The organism is Maribacter arenosus, assembly GCF_014610845.1.
Classification (GTDB): domain Bacteria; phylum Bacteroidota; class Bacteroidia; order Flavobacteriales; family Flavobacteriaceae; genus Maribacter_A; species Maribacter_A arenosus.
On sequence record NZ_JABTCG010000004.1, the window covers coordinates 1 to 18,542 of the forward strand.

Here is an 18,542-nt window from a genome sequence, read left to right on the forward strand (position 1 = left end):
GGACTTCTTTGCCTCCAATACGTTCAACATAACCGATACCGGCGCCTCACAGACCATCACCGTCACCGTAAGGGACGATAACGGGTGCTTGGACACAACGAACGTTACCATCGATCCGTTGAATACGTTTACTGCTGTTGTCAGTCAAACTACGGCAATCTCATGTGCGGGACCAGAAGAGGTTGTAATTACCGTAACCGATGATGGAAATCCTGCTAACGCATATACTTATGAACTATTGCCAATCGGAAATCCGAACGGCTCTTTAACCGGTACACCAACCAATGTGACTGCTGAATTTGAATTATCCGCAGTTGGTAACTATACCTTTAGAATAACCGACACAACTACTGGATGTTATATTGACACTATACCCTACGAAATAGCACCCTATGATTTAATTGAAGTTACGGCAACAGCTGTTGACCCGGTAATTTGCTTTGGCGATGGAAATGGTTCTTTGGAAATCAATATAAGTGGTTATACAGGAACTTATGATTACGAGGTGTTTACCCAAGCCGGTGCCAGTGTTCAGATTGGTTCAGGTAATGCAACTACGGATCCGTACCTGTTCCCTATTTCAGGATTGTCTGGCGGCAATTATTATGTTAGGGTTACCGAAACGGCAGCGCCACTATGTATGGATGATACCAATATGGTCACCATAGCATCACCTGATATGCCTTTAACTGAAACTACCACTGTTCTTAGTGAAGTCTATTGTACTAATGATCAAGGTGAGATTAGGGTAAATCCAACAGGAGGATTTGCGCCTTATGATATTACCTTGACGAATATAACAACAGCAGAGGTGTATGACACCGAAGTTGATGTAATGGTCTCGGTATTTTCTGGCTTATCGGCAGGGGACTATAGCGTTACTGTTGTTGATGCGGGAGGATGTTCCATCACGAACAACTATTCAAATCTTTTGGTCATGCCAATTGCGGTTACGGCAAATGCTATTCCTTCGAATACCGCCTTAAGCTGTTATGGTGATACCACAGGAAACGTATCTGCGACCAATGTGGTTAATGGTAGTGGTTCGTACGAATATCAATTGAATTATTACGACACTTCCGGGACTACTATTACGTTTACGTCTGGACAGCAAGCCAGTCCTGATTTTACGAATCTAGGAGCGGGAATCTATAGTATTACGGTTTCTGACGGATGGAATTGTGATGTTGAAACCAATCAGGTTACCATTACAGAACCAACTCTAATTGAAGCCACTTTGATTCGTACGGATCCGTTGACTTGTGCATCGGGTGTGGAGTTTGAACTTAGCGCAACGGGCGGAAGCGGAACCTATGAATATAGTTTGGACAATGTTACTTTTAGTCCAATGACGAGTAACCCTATGCCGTTACCAGAAACAGGCGTATTGGGTGCTGGATCACATCAATATTATGTGAGGGATTTAGGAGGCGCTTGTACCTCTGTGGCCTCAAACTCGATTACTGAAAATGCAATAATGCCATTAGTCTTGACGGTTGACACTTCTGCAGCTGTGATCAACTGTAATGGAGATGCCACTGCGGTTATTTATGCGACTGCCACAGGCGGATTGGGTAATTATCAATTTGAATTATATTCAGATCCGGCATTAACTATTGCAACTCGACTAGCTGGTCCACAAAGTTTGGGTGAGTTCACCGGTTTAACCGTTGGCACTTACTACGTGAATGTAACCAGCGAGGATTGTGTTACACCTGCCGAGGAAGTAATCATTACCCAACCAGAGCCATTGACCTATACTGAAGCTGTTGTGAATGCTAGTTGTTTTGGTGATGACAATGGTAGTATTACCGTTACTCTTTCTGGCGGATCCGGTGGATACCAATACTCTATCTCACCGAATTTAAATCAGTTTGATACGATTAATACCTTTACTGATTTGGCACCAGGGGATTATACGGTCATTGCACAGGATATGAATGGTTGCTTTGAACTGTTGGAATACACAATTGACCAACCTGAGATGTTACAACTATCTGCTACCTCTACGCCTGAAATTTGTATCGGTGAGGAGAATGGTACAATATCAGTAACAGTTACGGGAGGCACAGCTCCGTATAGTACAAGCTTGAACGATAAGTCGAACTTTGTACAAGACCAAATGGATTTCACGGATCTTGCCGCAGGTAGTTATTTATTGTTCGTGAGGGATGCGCAAGGATGCGAAGATAATATCATGGTTGAAGTTGCTCCTGGGCAAAACTTGAATGCTATAGTTGAACCAGTATATGAATGTACGGGTGACACCCCAGATAACTATATTTTAGTAACATTGGAAGACCCTACGGTTTCCGGGGATGTATTGTATGCTCTGGATTCAACAGATCCTGCTGATATGCAGTTGTCTCCTGACTATACGAACATCGCGCCTGGTATGCACTCATTGACGATTGCCCATGCTAATGGCTGTGTAAATACCATTGATTTTGAAATCCTAGGATTTGAACCATTGACCTTGGAATTGCAGAATAACAGTATTAATGAAATAACGGCAATTGCAACAGGTGGAAGTGGGGAATATACCTTTTATTTCGGAGACAGAAACAATGGCACGGATAACACCTTTATTATCAACAGAACCGATACCTATATGGTCAGGGTAGTTGATGAAAACGGTTGTGAGGTAGTTGCCAGCATTGCAATGGAGTTCATCGATATCGAAATTCCGAACTTCTTTACCCCTGACGGCGATCTTCAAAATGACACCTGGTTACCACTAAACATTGAGCCATACCCAGAAATACTAATTAAAATTTATGATCGTTATGGTAGAGTGGTTGAAGAGGATGTGGTCAGTAAAAATGGATGGGACGGAGTTTACCATGGCTCTGAACTACCAACTGGCGATTATTGGTATGTGATTCAACTCAATGGAGAGAATGATGATCGCGAATTTGTAGGTCATTTTACCCTATATCGCTAAACTTAACCTAAGACGATAATGCGTACTAAATTATTGACATTTCTGCTCGTTGTAAGCGCTATTGCCATAAATGGCCAGGAGCTTACAATACCACAACTTTCACAGTATTTGGCAGATAACCCTTTTGTGATGTCACCTACCTATGCGGGTATAGGCGACCACGTTAAAATTCGTGTAAACGGACTAACGCAATGGGTAGGGATTAAAGATGCGCCAGACACCCAGTCCTTGGCGGCCGATATGCGTATAGGGGAAAGATCTGGGATTGGGGCTTTGTTGTATAATGATAGTAATGGGGAAACCAAACAAAGAGGGGCAAGGCTGTCGTTTGCCCATCATTTGACGTTGGATAGGTATGATGATGAATTTCTATCCTTCGGATTGTCCTATAACTTCAACCAATTTAGGATAGATATAGAGAATTTCGATGCACTAGATCCTAGTGTTACCGACGATAGGGCTACCACAAACCACAACTTTGACGTGGGGGTCATGTACCGCTTCGATAAATTTTATTTTAGCTTGAACGCTTCCAATTTATTGAACAAGGACCTGACCAGGTTCAATCCTGTATTTGAGCCAAATACGTTACGTAACTATTATGCCTACACGGGGTATCGATATACCAAGAACAAAAACAGTAAATTGGAAATTGAACCTTCTATATTCTTCCAGCTTTTCGAGAGTGATGGCAGATCGGTTACTGATTTGAACGTGAAATTCAGATGGTACGAATTTGAGGATTATTATTATATAGGCGCAACTTATCGCTTTTTAAACGATCAAATAGGGAGTCCCTTATATATCGCTCCGATTGCAGGCCTAAAGAAGAATAATTTTTACTTTGGTTACTCTTATCAGATAATTCTAAATGAAATTTTGGGCTATAGTTCCGGTACCCATGTCGTAACATTGGGGGTAGATCTTTTTCAAGGAATCAGCAATTGTCGGTGTACCTACTAGAAAGGTGTAAGAGGAAGGACCGCTTTGGTCATAGGTTATGGAAGTTTGGTCATAGTTAAGAAGCATAATATTAAAACCCTTTTCTCGTTAGATCGTCTTAAGTTTGCATAAAATTATTAAAACGGAATGGGAGTTATTAAATTAACCAACATTAGGACTCATGCCCATCATGGATGCCTGGCCGAGGAGAGTATCATAGGAAGCGAATATCGCGTGGATATTTCGTTAAAATCAGATCTGAAAAAAGCTTCTGTTTCGGACAACCTTACTGATACCGTGGACTATGTACATATCAACCATATTGTAAAAGAGGAAATGAACGTGCCTTCCAAATTATTGGAACACGTCGCCAAACGTATTATCGATCGGGTTTTTGAAGAATTGCAAAGTGTATATAAAATAAAGGTCGCCGTTTCGAAAATAAATCCCCCAATTGGTGGTGATGTGGAAATGGTAACCGTGGTTTTAGGTTCAAAAAGATCATGAATAATAGTTTTGAAACCAAAAAATAAGGTGCTAAATTTGCACCTTCAAATGGCATCGTGGCCGAGTGGCTAGGCACAGCTCTGCAAAAGCTTGTACAACGGTTCGAATCCGTTCGATGCCTCATCAAAAACCCCCATATTGCAAGGGGGTTTTTATTTTGATACTAATCCCTAATCTCTTCAATTTTTTCAATCCCCTTTTCAATATTGAATTGGTCTTTGGGCAAAAAACCTTTGGTAATGAGCACCAAACCACAGATAATTAGAATAATACCCAATCCTTTCTTGATTCTGGAAATTCTTTTATAGGTGAGTTTACGCTTTAATTGTTTGGCCAATAAAATTTTAAAAATATCCGTAGTTAAATAAGCCCCAAGCATAGCCGCAAAGAATACAATAATGCGATTGGGATCGTTGTTTAAACTTGGCCCGACCACTATAATGATGCCTAACCAGAACACGAGAACACCTATATTGATGAAATTCAGTAAAAACCCTTTGACAAATAAACTTAGGTAATCATTTTTTTTTGTTCTTAAGGCCGGTTTATCCTTTTTGATTTCAGTTTTAAAATAGGTAGTGATGCCGTAGACCAACAAAATGACGCCACCGAAAACATATAGCCCTGGTTCATTGCTCAAATTTTCCAATAATTGGAAGCTACTGAAATACGCAACGGTCAAAAAAAGGATATCGGCAAGAATAACACCCAAGTCAAAAATCACTGCGGCCCTAAATCCTCTTACAGCGCCAGTTTCAAGAAGCACAAAAAAAACAGGGCCAATCATAAAACTTAACAAAAAGCCCAACGGAATTGCTGCCTGAATATCGTCTAACATGTGTAGCTTACATTCTTTTTATTATGCCTCCAAATACTGTTTTTTCGTCCATTTTTTTTGGATTACCATAAACCAATACCTCACCACCCGCTTTAACGGAAGCTTTCACATAATCCGTGGCATGGATTTCGGCCTTTGATCCAGCATTTACATTGATAGTGGAAAACTTGGTAAGCAGGTTCTTTCCTTCATAAATTCCTCCAGTATTTATAACCACGTCTTGTAAATCGCAAGTTCCAGAACTCTTAATAATCCCACCGGTAACCGCCTTTATCAAAAGTTGCTCAACATCGGCATTGATTTCCAACTCACCTCCTTCTTGCGCCTTTAATTCCAAAACATCCTGGGATATCGCTTTTTTTGATGATATCCTTGCGTCCTCATTGACATCGATAACCACCAACTTATCGGAGTAGTATAAATCTATGAATGTTCTATAACCACTGAAAATCTTCGTGATTTTCATTCGAATTTTCAAAACGCCCTCATTGTTGACGATAACGACATTATTTGTATTCACCCCAGTGATAACAGCTTTGTTTTCAGTGGATTGTATTAAATTTATCGACAAACCGTCAAAAGCCTTCAATTCTGAAAATGGTTGCAGATTTTGGGTAATTCTTTCGTCTTGTGCTGATATCGCTTTACAAACAAACAAGAGCACCACAAGGCAAACCAAATTTTTCATTGTTTCAGTTTTTAGGTATTTTCTTACTAACTTAAACAAAATCTATTCCAAAAAACGTATTTATTCGTTCTTTCCGATGAGTGTAAAGTCGAGATGGCGTTTAATAAGATCTGTACTTTTTACCATTACTACTACCTCATCCCCTAATTGATATGTTTTTTTAGTGCGTTCACCAACAAGGGCGTACTCCTTTTCATCAAAGATATAATAATCACCTTTTATATCCCGTATTCGGACCATACCTTCACACTTATTCTCTATAATCTCAACATAGATACCCCATTCGGTGACCCCAGAGATAACCCCAATAAACTCTTGGTCTTGGTGGTCTTGCATAAACTTGATCTGCATGTATTTTATAGAATCCCTTTCTGCATTGGCAGCTAATCCTTCCATATCAGAGGAATGTTTGCATTTATCCTCATACACATCTTCTTTTGGCGATTTGCCATTGTCTAAATAATGCTGCAACAATCGATGCACCATGACATCGGGATACCTACGGATAGGTGAGGTAAAATGGGTATAATAGTCGAAAGCCAACCCATAATGCCCTATGTTTTCAGTCGTATAAATGGCCTTACTCATACTGCGAATGGCCAATGTATCTACTAAATTCTGTTCTTTTTGACCTTTAACATCCTCTAAAAGCTGGTTTAAAGAAGCACTGATGGATTTTTTATCCTTAAAACTAATCTTATGTCCAAACCGTGAGATAATAGCGTTTAAAGCTATTAATTTATCCTCATCGGGATCATCATGTACCCTGTATACAAAAGTTTTTTTAGGTTTTTGCCTTCCAATGAACTCAGCTACTTTACGATTGGCCAATAACATAAATTCCTCTATCAACTTATTCGCATCCTTAGCCTCTTTGAAATATACGCTTTCGGGTTCATTTTTCTCATTCAGATTAAAACGAACCTCTAGCTTATCAAAAGAAATGGCCCCTTGTTGCATTCTTTTGGCTCGCATTATCTTCGCTAATTTATCCAATGTTAAGGTAGCTTGTACAATCTCATCGGAAACCGTGTATGCCGAACTTCTAATGGAAATGTCACTTGGAATATTACCATTACCATTCTCTATAATATACTGGGCCTCTTCATACGCAAAACGTTCATTGGAATCTATTACCGTTCTTCCGAACCATTGGTTTCTTATTTGTGCCTTATCGTCCAACTCGAATATAGCTGAAAAGGTATATTTTTCTTCATTTGGACGTAATGAACAGGCATTGTTCGATAATACTTCGGGCAACATAGGTACCACACGATCTACGAGATATACCGAGGTTGCCCTATCATAGGCTTGTTCATCTAAAACTGTATCTGGTTTTACGTAATGTGAAACATCGGCAATGTGTATACCTATTTCATAATTTCCATTATTAAGGATTTTAAAAGAAAGGGCATCATCAAAATCCTTGGCATCCTTGGGATCTATGGTAAAAGTGAGGTCTTTTCTCATATCCCTTCTCTTTGCAATTTCCTCTGGTTTAATCGATGTATCCAACGTATTGGCATACTTTTCTACTTCATAAGGAAACTCATATGGTAATCCATATTCCGCTAAAATGGAATGTATTTCTGTCTGATGTTCTCCTGGTTTACCCAAGACATCTGTAATTTTTCCAAAAGGGGAATCCGCATTATCTGGCCATTCGGTAATCTCAACAACCACCTTATCCCCATCTTCAGCGCCATTGATTTTATCTTTTGGAACAAATATATCGGTGTACATTCTAAAATCGGAAGGTCTTACGAAAGCGAATGTCTTTTGCATATCAACAATACCCACGAAAGAGCTTTTTTTTCTTTCGATGATCCGAGTGATTTCCCCTTCTAACTTCTTTCCTTTTCTTCTCGGAAAAATATATACTTCTACCGTATCTTTATGAAAAGCCTTTTTTAATTTATTGAAAGGAACGAAAACATCATCGTCAATTCCTTCTACCACGATATAGGCATTGCCCCTTCCGGTGATATCAACTCTTCCAGTGTGGTATGTTTTTGTAGAGGGTATGGCTTTGAAATGCCCCCTGGTTTCTTCCAATATCCTCTTTTTCTCTTTAAGTTCGGTAAGCCTTTTTATCAATTGATTACGTTCGTTCGCATCTATTACACCTATTCTTGCGGCTATTTGTTTATAGGTAAAGCTTTTCTCTGGTTCTTTTTCAAGTACGGTAAATATCCCTTTAGTTATCTCGTTTTTTCTATGATTTTTTGCTTTCTTTTTGTTCTTTGACATTAAAAATTTTATTTGGTCGGAAAATTACAAATTATAATCCATTAGCTATATCCCAATACCCCCTCTTATGTTTTATTTCACATTTCGAAAGGTTATCAACATATATACTATATACTATTTTTTTCTATTATTATTTTAAAAACAAATGATGTTTATGATGGGTTGTTAATAGTGGTAATAAAAAAATCCCAAAAATATACCTTTATACCACTTAAACAGATTGTCTACATTTTATCATTCCCTTTTTCCATTCTTTATCAATGCATTACCTTTTTTATCAACGTATAGTGATAACCTATTTCAACAGTATATTTTTAATAAGTATTGGTTGATTTATTGTTAACTATTTAGAAAATGGACTTAATAACTTGCTGTTATTTTTTTAGAAGTAAATTCTTTTCTTACCCGGTAGTTTTGTACAACAAAAAGGAATAGTAAAAACAAAATTTAATTACTATTTTTTTCCACTTATTTGTAAACAAGTTAACAAGTAAAATAGGTGGGATAATAACAATGTATAAAAATACATTCTAAACGAATAACGTCTTTAACATACAATTGTTGTGAATGGTAATGTATTTGTACATTTGTAGTAAACCCACTCTTATAACGATGAAGATTTCAATAGGTAACGATCATGCCGGTACTGAATATAAACTAGCTATTATAGGTCTATTAAAGTCATTGAACATAGAGGTCATCAATTATGGCACCGATGGCACCGATAGTGTTGATTATGCTGATTTTATACATCCGGTTGCCAAGGATATCGAAGAAGAAAAAGTAGACTTCGGTATTATTATTTGTGGTAGTGGCAATGGTGCTGCAATGACTGCCAATAAACATCAAAAAATTAGATGCGCCCTTTGTTGGAACAAGGAGATAGTTCAATTGGCACGTGAACACAACGATGCCAACGTGTTGAGTTTACCGGCACGTTATATTTCCTTACCACAAGCTTTGGAAATGGTAAAGGTGTTTTTATCGACCGCGTTCGAAGGCGGTAGGCATGAACGGCGCATAGAAAAGATACCATGTAATTAATACATTGTTCTTATTGTATTTAAACGGATGCTTTAGCCCATCTTACCCTGTATTGACCTATGGCACATAATCACCATCATTCCCATTCCCATACCGACTTAAAAGGAAAAAATTTAATCATATCCATACTTCTTAATATTCTTATTACTGTTTCCCAGGTAATAGGAGGATTGGTTTCTGGAAGTTTAGCCCTGCTATCGGATGCTCTGCATAATTTCAGTGATGTACTGTCTTTGATTGTCAGTTATATTGCAACCGTCCTTTCAAAAAAGAAAGCCTCGACCAATAAGACCTTTGGCTACAAACGGGCCGAGATTATTGCTGCTTTTGTCAATGCCGCTACTTTGATAGTGGTTGCGATCATTTTGATAAAGGAAGCCATTGAGCGGTTTATAGAACCTATGGAAATTGAATCGAACTTGGTCATTTGGTTATCAATTCTAGGGATAGCAGCAAATGGTTTTAGTGTCTTATTATTAAAAAAGGATGCAGGGCGCAATATGAACATGAAATCCGCCTACCTCCATTTAATGACGGATATGATGGCTTCCGTCGCCGTTTTGATTGGTGGTCTATTAATGAAATTCTATCAAATGTACTGGGTCGATGCCACATTGACCTTGGCGATTGCCCTGTATCTGATTTACATGGGCTATGATCTTTTAAAGGAATCCACAAGGGTTCTTATGTTATTCACCCCTAACACCATACAAGTCCAACATATTGTGGAGACCATAAGTAAGATCGACTCCATTAAAAATGTGCATCATGTGCACATTTGGCAATTGAATGAAGATGAAATACATCTTGAAGCCCATATAGACTTTCTACAGGATATAAAACTTTCCGAATTCGATTTAATCCTTGACCAGATAGAGGAGGAGGTCTTTCATAAATTCGGGATAAACCATGTCAATATTCAACCTGAATTCGGCAAGTGTGATGTTAAACAAATCATTGTACAGGATTGAAGATGCACATTACAATAAAAAAGTTCGAAGCACTTACCTTGGAAGAGTTATACGCTATACTGCGACTTCGTTCTGAAGTTTTTGTAGTTGAGCAAGATTGTGTATATCAGGATTTGGATGGAAAGGATCAAAAAGCACTTCATGTTATAGGAAAAAAGGAAGGCGTCGTAATCGCTTATACACGACTATTCAAATCAGGGGATTATTTTGAACAAGCCAGTATTGGCCGTGTTGTGGTTAAAAAATCGGAACGTAAATATGGATATGGTCATGAAATCATGATCGCTTCCATAAAAGCCGTTCGAGAACACTTGAACGAAACCACCATTAAGATATCCGCACAAACCTACCTTAAAAAATTTTACAATTCCCTCGGGTTTAAAGCGATTGGGGAGGAATATCTGGAAGATGGTATTCCGCACATCGGAATGGTGAAAAACCAATTACCAGGTTCTTAAATACGAATAGGTGATTTGTTCGAAAGGTTGATGTCCTCCAACATATTATCCGTAAACTTATAATGCCCCTTTGTTGTAATAATTCGAAAGCGATTTGATTTTAATCGGCTCAAGGTATCTAAAAACAACCACTTTGATTTTAAAAGCAACGGTTTTTCGGATTTAAGGCTTATTTCAAAAATATACTTAATCCCATTTTTTAACGCCACAATATCAGGTGTGATTTTCGTACCGCTTTCTTTACTTATATATGATTTTGGAGTTTCGTAGCCCTCCATATCAGCTTTGATATTTTCAAAACCAGTGGCTTCTAAATGATGGATTGATTTTTCCAGGAATTCTTTATTGTCTTTTTTATCTACTTTGACCATTCTCATAAAGTAAGGTAAAAATATAACAAAAACAAATTTTAAGTGTTGATTAACAATGTTTTATGTTAATCAATATTGGTACTAAAAAGTAATTTTGTCGAGGTGGTACCCTTGCCAAAAACAAACCGTTTCATTTAATGACAAACCCATTGATTTTTTTGGTTCTATGCAAAAGGGTCAACGCACAAAAATCGTTTTTGTAAGTCGTATATCTGCCGAAGAACTACCTACCATAATTTCAAATTCCCCTGGCTCAACCTTATACTGCATGTCCTTGTCCCAGAGACCCAATTCTTCGATAGGGATATCAAAATCCAGAGCGACAGTTTGGGAGGGCCGAAGTTCTATTTTTCTAAATTCTTTAAGGACTTTAACCGGGGTGGTCACCGAACTTATTTTATCATTGATATACACCTGCACGACTTCTTTCCCGGTCATTTCCCCTATGTTCTTTACATTCATGGAAATATGGACGAATCCATCCACATCCAACATCGTATCCCCAACCTTTAAATCAGAATATTCGAACTGTGTATAACTCAACCCGTGTCCGAATGGGAAAAGTGGATCCGGTGAGGAGAACACATAATCCCTACCCGGTTTTTCTTCTGTTCCCCTTTGGTTATAAAAGCCTTTTCCAGAAGGTTTAGTATTGTAGAAAACGGGGAGGTGCCCAACACTTGTTGGAACGGTTACTGGCAGTTTCCCGGAAGGATTCACTTCCCCAAATAAAATACGGGTTAAGGCATTGCCGCCTTCCTCCCCTGGATACCAGGCCTCTACAATGGCAGGGATATGTTCTTTTTCCCAAGCAATCGAATACGCCCTCCCATGCACCATAACCAAAACGATAGGCTTTCCTGTTTCATATATCGCTTTGATCAATTCAGGTTGAACACCAGGAGGCGTCAAGGTTGTTCGATCAAACCCCTCACCGCAAGTTGCGAAATCGCCGGGAATGTCCTTTCCCCAACCGATGCCCGAAAGGGTCATACTGGTTCCGCCTATAACCAGTATCACTATATCGCTTTGTTCTGCAGCCGATACGGCAGCCGGTATATTACTAGTGTCGAGACCCGTAATGGTGCACCCTTGGGCATAATTCACCTTGATATTCCCATTAACATAATTCTTTATACCCTCTAAAAGGGTTACCCCGGAAGCATTATCCTTTGTTGCGCTGTAATCGCCATATTGCACTTGATCGGCATTGGGCCCAATAACTGCGATTGAATTGAGTTTGGACACGTCCAAGGGCAAGAGATTGGCCTCGTTCTTTAGCAGGATAATCGACTCTTCAGCAATTTCACGCGCTAAGGTCTTGTTTTCTTGGGTATGAATGAGATCAGACACCTTATTCGGGGCAGTATAGGGTTTATCGAATAGGCCAGCCTTGAATTTTGCGGTTAGGATGTTTTGTGCAGCCAGATCGATTAGGGAGCTATCGACTTTTCCCGTCTTAACCAATTCCGCCAATTCTGAAAACGCATATGGTTTTGGCGCCTCTAGATCAATCCCCGCCCTTATTGACTGAATGGCTGTTTCGGCCCGATTATGGGTCACCTTATGAAAGTGCTCCAACATCCATATGGCTTCATAATCCGAAAATACATAGCCCTTAAAACCTAATTCTTTACGTAAAATATCTTTCATTAAGTATTCATCACTATGTAACGGAATCCCATTTACTTCATTGTAAGCAGGCATTACCGCATAAATATTGGCTTCTTGAATAACTTTTTTGAACGGATATATATGTAAATCCCTTAAATCCCTGGGACCTACATTATTTGGGCCAAGATTAATGCCGGCAATTGGTGTACTATAGGCTACAAAATGTTTTGCCGTGCACATTAGTTTGTTGTCCGGAATCCGATTTTTTGTGACATCAGGGTCACCCTGCATTCCTATGACAAAGGCCTTTCCCATTTCGGCCACATGGAAAGGGTCTTCCCCATAACACTCTTCAACCCTCCCGTATCTTGGATCCCTTGCCAAATCGAACAAAGGGGATAATGCTTGGTCTACTCCGGATAGGCTTGCTTCGTGCGCAATCACCGAGCTCATTTTCTGTATCAGATCAGGATTCCAAGTACTTCCCTGTGCAATGGCCTGTGGAAAAATAGTGGCACCAAAGGCTAATTGCCCATGCAGGCACTCTGCGATTTGTATTGCCGGTATGCCAAGTCTTGTATTATTCCTAAGATAGTTGTCAGCAGCTTCCGATAGTTTTGCGATTTGATCTACCCCTACAAACGGACTTTCCAAACAGCCGATACTTTTTCCTTGGAACAATTTTTCCAAGGAGGCAACACTCACCTCTTCGTTTTTGTCTAGCTCCAAATCAGATAGACTCATCATATTCATTTGGGAAATCTTTTCCTCTAGGGTCATTCTGCCCAAAAGGTCTTTTACCCGGAGCTCAACATCAAGGGAATTATTTTTATAGGGCAAAACATGGTTTTGCGCAAAGCAAACGGTAATCATACCTAAACCAAGAACCCACTTAGTGATCGATTGGATGAAAGGCATTGGCATTCTGAATTTATATCCCATGATTTCGAGAAGGTGAATTATATTGTTGAACCGAGAATTTAGCAAGGATTAAAAGTAACGATTTATCCTTTATACGAGGCAAGGAATTATATCCGACAGCGCAACTGGCTTTTAAGATGCTTAAGTTGATGGCACCGACCCATTGGTCGGTTAATAGAATGACCAAACTTGCCTCAACAGCCTTAAAACCCATATCCGGTAGTAGTCTGTCGATTAAATACATGAATAACACAATCTGGAATAATAACTTTAAATCGTATAGACCGGTGGGTTTGTATTATCAATTATATGAAACGCTTTGCGAGGCCATTATCAATTAAAAAACCAAGTTTTAAAATCAGATTTATTGGTTTTTCGGCCTTATTATAACTAGAGCGATAAAGGTATCCCTCTGTTTTCGAATCAAGTTCCGGCACTTTTATTTTTCCATGCCTAGGCAGCGAGCCCTCTAGAAAACCCACCAAACTTTTTTGGGTAATAGTTCTGGATTTTAAAAAAGAAATAAGTTTTCCCCGGTTCACAAATGTTATTTTACAGCTAGTAAATTTATTGGGTTCATCAGAATAGATGCCTGTAATCAAAGCATAAAAATCGGTCTTCTTCGAAGCATCAAAAAGCCAGCCTTTTTTTAACGCCCCTTTTTTTTGATAGCTAAGCTCAAAGGCAAAAGTTGGTAGATCGTCGTTCACATAATCCAATTGGGCCTTTTCATCTACCAAAAACTCTTTTTTGGTAACTCGATGGGTTAATATCAAATCAATTCCTTTAAGTTGCTTTTTTAAATCGGATATGCGTTTAAATCGATAATGATTAAGATGTTTTTTGTAAAGTGAATCCAGGAGAATCGCTAGGTGCTGTTCTTTTTGTAAATCTGTCTTAAAGTTGCTTGTCAGCCCCACGCCTTAGTTGCTGATTTTTTTGAACAAAGCCGCTCCAATTTTTTCAACTACCCCGACCACAAGGGCATTACCCATAAAAAAAGCGCGTTTTGCGTCCGAAATGCCCTCTAATTGGGTATGGTTATCAGGAAACATGTTCAATCGTTCCAGTTCAACAGGGGTCAAACGGCGCAATCCTTTTGAAGTTTGAACCACATGCTTGAACCTCGAAGGGCTTTTGCCTCCTTCACCAGTGATAATGGTACGCGAAGCATTGTCCAAGGCATCGGGAAAGACCATAGCCCCCTCACTATAGTTGTATTCATAGCCATTTTTTGCCGTTCGCACCTCTTTTTTTGCTCCTTTTAAATATTCCCATTTTGGATATTCTTGTGAGGGAATAAAGAAATCCTTGGTTACTTCCCCATTTTGCAGCACATCGGCAAGCAGTGTTCGAGGGCCATCGTAATTCGGATGGGACTTTGCGGTAAACACCTCGTTATTGATGCTTACCCCAGTATTGGCAAAAGGAGATAACTTTTCCCCATGATTGAATTGTTCGGAAATTTCAACCAAATCCCCATCTAGGGTAAAGTGATTGTATTTTTCGAACGAATTTTGAATTGAAAAGGCATTTGCCATAGTGCCTTGTTGGGTAATCCAATCTTTTTTGTCCGCTTTTTTCAAAGATTTATATAAGGGGGTGGATTTATGATACCCCAAGAAAAATATCCGTCTTCGGCGCTGTGGCATCCCATAATCCGCTGCATTGATAACACGCCATTCGACCGCATAGCCCAAATTGCTCAAACTTTTTAGCATAATGGCAAAATCACGCCCCCGTTGTGTTGAGGGGGATTTTAAAAGACGATCCACATTTTCAAGCAATAGATATTTGGGAGGTGTTTCTTTCTCCGATAAAATATGATGAATAGACCACCATAAGACGCCCTTTTTACCAATCAGACCTTTGGAATTCTGCAGGGTGGTAGCTACCGAATAATCCTGACAAGGAAAGCCGCCTACCAAAATATCCGCGTCCGGAATTTCAGATATTGGCACTTCCGAAATATCGGTATTGCTATGGTTTTTGTCGCCGAAACGGGCCTCATAGACCATGGAAGCATGTTGGGTCTTTGTCGATGGCTCCCATTGATTGGACCAAATCACCTCATAATTTCCGGATTTTTCAAGTCCCAGGCGAAAACCGCCAACACCTGCAAAAAGCTCTATGACCTTAAGTTTTTTCATTCAGGGCGAAAATAATAAAAATAGTAGTGCGGGACATACTGCACTTGGCAACTTTGAAGGGAATGGGGTAGCAAGGAAAAACCATATTAATGGCTATTTTTACACAAAATATGCTTGATATGAATCTGAAAAACGCTGTTTATGGTTTTTTTATAGTCCTTCTGATCAATATTTCCTGTAGGGATGGAGAAACTAAGGAAAATACAATCCAAGAAGAGATAAATCACGTAGCATCCAAGTTCGCCCCGGACAAGCGCGTAGCGCTGTTCACTATAAACATATTAAAATATAACGAAAGGTATGTTTTAAAAGGCGAAAGCAATCTACCCCAAGCTGTCGAAGCCTTAAAAATGAGGTTAGAGTCCAAAAACGTTGATTTTATTGATAGTATCCAGATATTGCCATCCGCAGATCTTATGGGAAAAAATCGGGGAGTCATTAAAAATTCCGTAGCTAACCTACGAAGTAATCCTAAACACGCGGCTGAATTGGCTACCCAAGCCATTCTTGGAACACCTGTAAAGGTCTATAAAAAATCGGAAAATTGGTATTTGATCCAAACGCCAGACAAGTATATCTCATGGGTAGATAGTGGAGGCGTTGAATTGATGGACTCTGTAGCGGCAAACCATTGGAAATCTTCCGAAAAGGTCATATTTACGAAAACCTACGGACATACCTATTCCGCTCCTGATAAGAATGCCCAAGTGGTTTCTGATATCGCTGCCGGAGGAATCTTAGAAAAGGTAAATGAAGTTGTAGGGTACTTTAAGGTGAAATATCCCGATGGCCGAATCGCCTATATCGATAAGAACGAGGCAGAGGAATACGGTCAATGGTTGCAAGATTTGGATTTGACCACGGGGTCTTTGGTCGCTACTTCAAAACAACTTATGGGAGTGCCCTATCTTTGGGGCGGCACCTCGACCAAAGGCGTTGATTGTAGCGGGTTTACCAAAACCATTTATTTCCTTAATGGCCTGGTCATTCCCCGCGATGCATCCCAACAAGTGCATACGGGCAAACCCATAGATTCAATAAAAAACTTTAAAAATCTCATTGAAGGTGATTTACTGTTTTTTGGCCAAAAAGCTACAGATTCTACCGAAGAGAAGGTAGTACATGTAGGCATGTGGATCGGTAACAATGAGTTTATCCACGCTTCTGAGATGGTTCGCGTCAGCAGTATGGACCCCAAAGCGCCTAATTTCGATGAGTGGAACCTGAACCGATATTTACGTACTCAGCGAATTCTAAAAGAAGAAGATAAAGACCTTATCAATCTGGTTCATACGCCAATTTTCAACGATTAATCTGTCTAAATTCTGTCCATAAAATCAAACCGATGCTTATTTAAAACATCTTTTTCAATTCGTTTTTAGTGACCTTGCCCAGCACGTTTCGGGGCAATTCCTTTCGAAGGATGTAGTTGCGAGGTATTTTGTATGGCGGCAAATACCCTTTAAGCCATTCTGAGATTTTCCTGGTATCCAAGATGTCCAAATCGGTAACCAAACAGGCGGAAACCACTTCGCCCCATTCCAAATCGGGAAGTCCGACTACCGCACAGTCCTTAATCCCTTCATGTTTTCTAAGCGCATCCTCAATTTCCAAGGCCGATATTTTATATCCACCGGATTTGATGATATCTACACTATCGCGGCCAAGAATTTTATATAGGCCATTGTTTAACAATCCAATATCACCCGTAATGAACCAACCGTCATCGGTAAAGGCTTTTTGGGTAGCCTCGGGATTTTGCCAGTATTCCATAAAAACACTGGGCCCCTTAAACTGGAATTCCCCCGGTTCATTTTCCCCAACAGGGTTATTGTTTGCATCAACCAAGCGTATTTCAACTGAAGGAAGGGGCAAGCCCACATGCCCCGGTCGTCGTTCCCCAAGATAGGAGTTCGATAATCCCATTCCAATTTCAGTCATACCGTAGCGTTCCAATAATGTTTGGTGGGTTATACTTCGCCATTTTTCCATGACCGATACGGGCAATGCTGCAGATCCAGAAACCATTAAACGCAATTTTGAGGCCGCATTAGACAGTAGTTGTCGATCGTCGGAAGACGCATCGTCCCAATAGGAAATCAATTTGAAGTAGATGGTAGGCACGGCCATAAATAGCGTTAAGCGACCGGATTTTATAACCTCCCATACTTTATGGGCATCGAAAATGGGCAAGAATTCACAACATGCCCCACACCAAAGGGCACAGCTCATTACATTGATGATTCCATGTACATGATGCATGGGTAAAACATTCAAAATATAGTCATCTTGTTGCCATTCCCATGCAGTGACCAAGGTTGTAATCTGGGCTTCGATATTCGCATGGCTGGTCACAACGCCCTTTGGTTTACTGGTGGTACCGCTGGTATAAAGTATCATAGCCCTACGAGCGGAATCAACCTCAGGCAATTCGGCGTGGTTTTCTTTAAGAAAGGTTTCTAAAGGGAGTACTGAAATACCGAGAGTCTTTTCCAACGGTTTTAAAAAATCAACAAAGTCATTATGCGCGATGACAATATCCGCTTTCGTATCTTCCATAACATACTGGATGGACGGCAATGGGTGCAACTCGCAAAGTGGAACAGCGATTCCCCCTGCGGCCCAGATTCCCCATTGAAGGGTTGTATATTCGAATGATGGGGGCACCAAAAATGTGATCCGGGCTTCATTAAGGTCTCTTTCACCGTGTAATAGATTAGCGGCAATATATTTGGAGGAGGTAAGAAGTTGCTCGTAAGTATAGGATTTTCCGTTTGAGACTAAGGCGGTCTTGCCTTTAAAGAGCTTTGCCCTTTCAAGTAAGGTAATCATGTTTTTCATTTA

General features: G+C 39.8%; 15 protein-coding genes and 1 tRNA gene. 8 read left to right on the forward strand and 8 right to left on the reverse strand.

The window, feature by feature from the left end:
* The 4 genes from HPE63_RS11000 to HPE63_RS11015 all read left to right on the forward strand — a co-directional run.
* Positions 1–2,944, forward strand: a 2,944-nt coding sequence (locus HPE63_RS11000; protein ID WP_188314335.1) for a T9SS type B sorting domain-containing protein, incomplete at its 5' end; no start/stop codon positions are given.
* An 18-nt stretch (positions 2,945–2,962) separates the two neighbouring features.
* Entirely contained in the window at positions 2,963–3,907 is a 945-nt protein-coding gene (locus HPE63_RS11005) for a PorP/SprF family type IX secretion system membrane protein (protein WP_188314336.1), read from the forward strand.
* A gap of 126 nt (positions 3,908–4,033) precedes the next feature.
* Positions 4,034–4,393: a dihydroneopterin aldolase gene (gene folB / locus HPE63_RS11010; protein ID WP_188314337.1), complete on the forward strand. Its 360-nt coding sequence runs from the start codon at positions 4,034–4,036 to the stop codon at positions 4,391–4,393.
* A gap of 50 nt (positions 4,394–4,443) precedes the next feature.
* Positions 4,444–4,514, forward strand: a tRNA-Cys gene (locus tag HPE63_RS11015).
* Positions 4,515–4,556: 42 nt separating this feature from the next.
* Here HPE63_RS11015 and HPE63_RS11020 read toward each other — a convergent pair.
* The 3 genes from HPE63_RS11020 to rnr are packed head-to-tail and all read right to left on the reverse strand — an operon-like array spanning position 4,557 to position 8,169.
* The gene (locus HPE63_RS11020) at positions 4,557–5,231 is read right to left on the reverse strand and encodes a LysE family translocator (RefSeq protein ID WP_188314338.1); all 675 of its coding nucleotides are present in this window, start codon (positions 5,229–5,231) and stop codon (positions 4,557–4,559) included.
* Between the two features lie 7 nt (positions 5,232–5,238).
* Positions 5,239–5,919 (reverse strand): head GIN domain-containing protein, encoded by a 681-nt coding sequence (locus HPE63_RS11025; RefSeq protein ID WP_188314339.1) that lies wholly within the window; start codon positions 5,917–5,919, stop codon positions 5,239–5,241.
* A gap of 60 nt (positions 5,920–5,979) precedes the next feature.
* Positions 5,980–8,169 (reverse strand): ribonuclease R, encoded by a 2,190-nt coding sequence (gene rnr, locus HPE63_RS11030; RefSeq protein ID WP_188314340.1) that lies wholly within the window; start codon positions 8,167–8,169, stop codon positions 5,980–5,982.
* 612 nt (positions 8,170–8,781) lie between these two features.
* Here rnr and HPE63_RS11035 point away from each other — a divergent pair.
* From HPE63_RS11035 to HPE63_RS11045, 3 genes are read left to right on the forward strand one after another with little or no spacing between them, the layout of a single operon-like run.
* Positions 8,782–9,213, forward strand: a complete 432-nt coding sequence (locus HPE63_RS11035; protein WP_188314341.1) for an RpiB/LacA/LacB family sugar-phosphate isomerase — start codon at positions 8,782–8,784, stop codon at positions 9,211–9,213.
* A 59-nt stretch (positions 9,214–9,272) separates the two neighbouring features.
* Entirely contained in the window at positions 9,273–10,184 is a 912-nt protein-coding gene (locus tag HPE63_RS11040) for a cation diffusion facilitator family transporter (protein ID WP_188314342.1), read from the forward strand.
* A gap of 2 nt (positions 10,185–10,186) precedes the next feature.
* Positions 10,187–10,642 carry a GNAT family N-acetyltransferase gene (locus HPE63_RS11045; protein WP_188314343.1) on the forward strand — a complete coding sequence of 152 codons (456 nt, stop codon included), beginning with the start codon at positions 10,187–10,189 and terminating at the stop codon, positions 10,640–10,642.
* Here the strand turns inward: HPE63_RS11045 and HPE63_RS11050 are convergent.
* From HPE63_RS11050 to dcm, 4 genes are all read right to left on the reverse strand, one after another.
* Complete coding sequence (locus HPE63_RS11050) at positions 10,639–11,013, reverse strand: hypothetical protein (RefSeq protein ID WP_188314344.1); 375 nt, start codon at positions 11,011–11,013, stop codon at positions 10,639–10,641. The genes HPE63_RS11045 and HPE63_RS11050 overlap by 4 nt on opposite strands.
* Before the next feature lie 177 nt (positions 11,014–11,190).
* The gene (locus HPE63_RS11055; RefSeq protein WP_188314345.1) at positions 11,191–13,569 is read right to left on the reverse strand and encodes a glycoside hydrolase family 3 N-terminal domain-containing protein; all 2,379 of its coding nucleotides are present in this window, start codon (positions 13,567–13,569) and stop codon (positions 11,191–11,193) included.
* Between the two features lie 284 nt (positions 13,570–13,853).
* Complete coding sequence (locus tag HPE63_RS11060) at positions 13,854–14,468, reverse strand: hypothetical protein (protein WP_188314346.1); 615 nt, start codon at positions 14,466–14,468, stop codon at positions 13,854–13,856.
* A 3-nt stretch (positions 14,469–14,471) separates the two neighbouring features.
* Positions 14,472–15,698 carry a DNA (cytosine-5-)-methyltransferase gene (gene dcm, locus HPE63_RS11065; protein WP_188314347.1) on the reverse strand — a complete coding sequence of 409 codons (1,227 nt, stop codon included), beginning with the start codon at positions 15,696–15,698 and terminating at the stop codon, positions 14,472–14,474.
* A 119-nt stretch (positions 15,699–15,817) separates the two neighbouring features.
* Between dcm and HPE63_RS11070 the strand changes: the two genes are divergently transcribed.
* Positions 15,818–17,011 carry a C40 family peptidase gene (locus HPE63_RS11070; protein WP_188314348.1) on the forward strand — a complete coding sequence of 398 codons (1,194 nt, stop codon included), beginning with the start codon at positions 15,818–15,820 and terminating at the stop codon, positions 17,009–17,011.
* Positions 17,012–17,051: 40 nt separating this feature from the next.
* On the opposite strand, the gene HPE63_RS11075 is transcribed toward HPE63_RS11070, so the two are convergent.
* Complete coding sequence (locus HPE63_RS11075; protein WP_188314349.1) at positions 17,052–18,530, reverse strand: acyl-CoA synthetase; 1,479 nt, start codon at positions 18,528–18,530, stop codon at positions 17,052–17,054.
* Between the last annotated feature and the right edge of the window lie 12 nt (positions 18,531–18,542).

Excerpts from the sequence above, each read along its gene's own strand:
- dcm (WP_188314347.1), bottom strand. The coding sequence starts at position 15,698 with ATGAAAAAACTTAAGGTCATAGAGCTTTTTGCAGGTGTTGGCGGTTTT.
- HPE63_RS11055 (WP_188314345.1), bottom strand. The coding sequence starts at position 13,569 with ATGGGATATAAATTCAGAATGCCAATGCCTTTCATCCAATCGATCACT.
- HPE63_RS11045 (WP_188314343.1), top strand. The coding sequence starts at position 10,187 with ATGCACATTACAATAAAAAAGTTCGAAGCACTTACCTTGGAAGAGTTA.
- HPE63_RS11050 (WP_188314344.1), bottom strand. The coding sequence starts at position 11,013 with ATGGTCAAAGTAGATAAAAAAGACAATAAAGAATTCCTGGAAAAATCA.
- HPE63_RS11025 (WP_188314339.1), bottom strand. The coding sequence starts at position 5,919 with ATGAAAAATTTGGTTTGCCTTGTGGTGCTCTTGTTTGTTTGTAAAGCG.
- HPE63_RS11070 (WP_188314348.1), top strand. The coding sequence starts at position 15,818 with ATGAATCTGAAAAACGCTGTTTATGGTTTTTTTATAGTCCTTCTGATC.
- HPE63_RS11075 (WP_188314349.1), bottom strand. The coding sequence starts at position 18,530 with ATGATTACCTTACTTGAAAGGGCAAAGCTCTTTAAAGGCAAGACCGCC.
- HPE63_RS11035 (WP_188314341.1), top strand. The coding sequence starts at position 8,782 with ATGAAGATTTCAATAGGTAACGATCATGCCGGTACTGAATATAAACTA.
- HPE63_RS11040 (WP_188314342.1), top strand. The coding sequence starts at position 9,273 with ATGGCACATAATCACCATCATTCCCATTCCCATACCGACTTAAAAGGA.
- folB (WP_188314337.1), top strand. The coding sequence starts at position 4,034 with ATGGGAGTTATTAAATTAACCAACATTAGGACTCATGCCCATCATGGA.
- HPE63_RS11005 (WP_188314336.1), top strand. The coding sequence starts at position 2,963 with ATGCGTACTAAATTATTGACATTTCTGCTCGTTGTAAGCGCTATTGCC.
- HPE63_RS11020 (WP_188314338.1), bottom strand. The coding sequence starts at position 5,231 with ATGTTAGACGATATTCAGGCAGCAATTCCGTTGGGCTTTTTGTTAAGT.
- rnr (WP_188314340.1), bottom strand. The coding sequence starts at position 8,169 with ATGTCAAAGAACAAAAAGAAAGCAAAAAATCATAGAAAAAACGAGATA.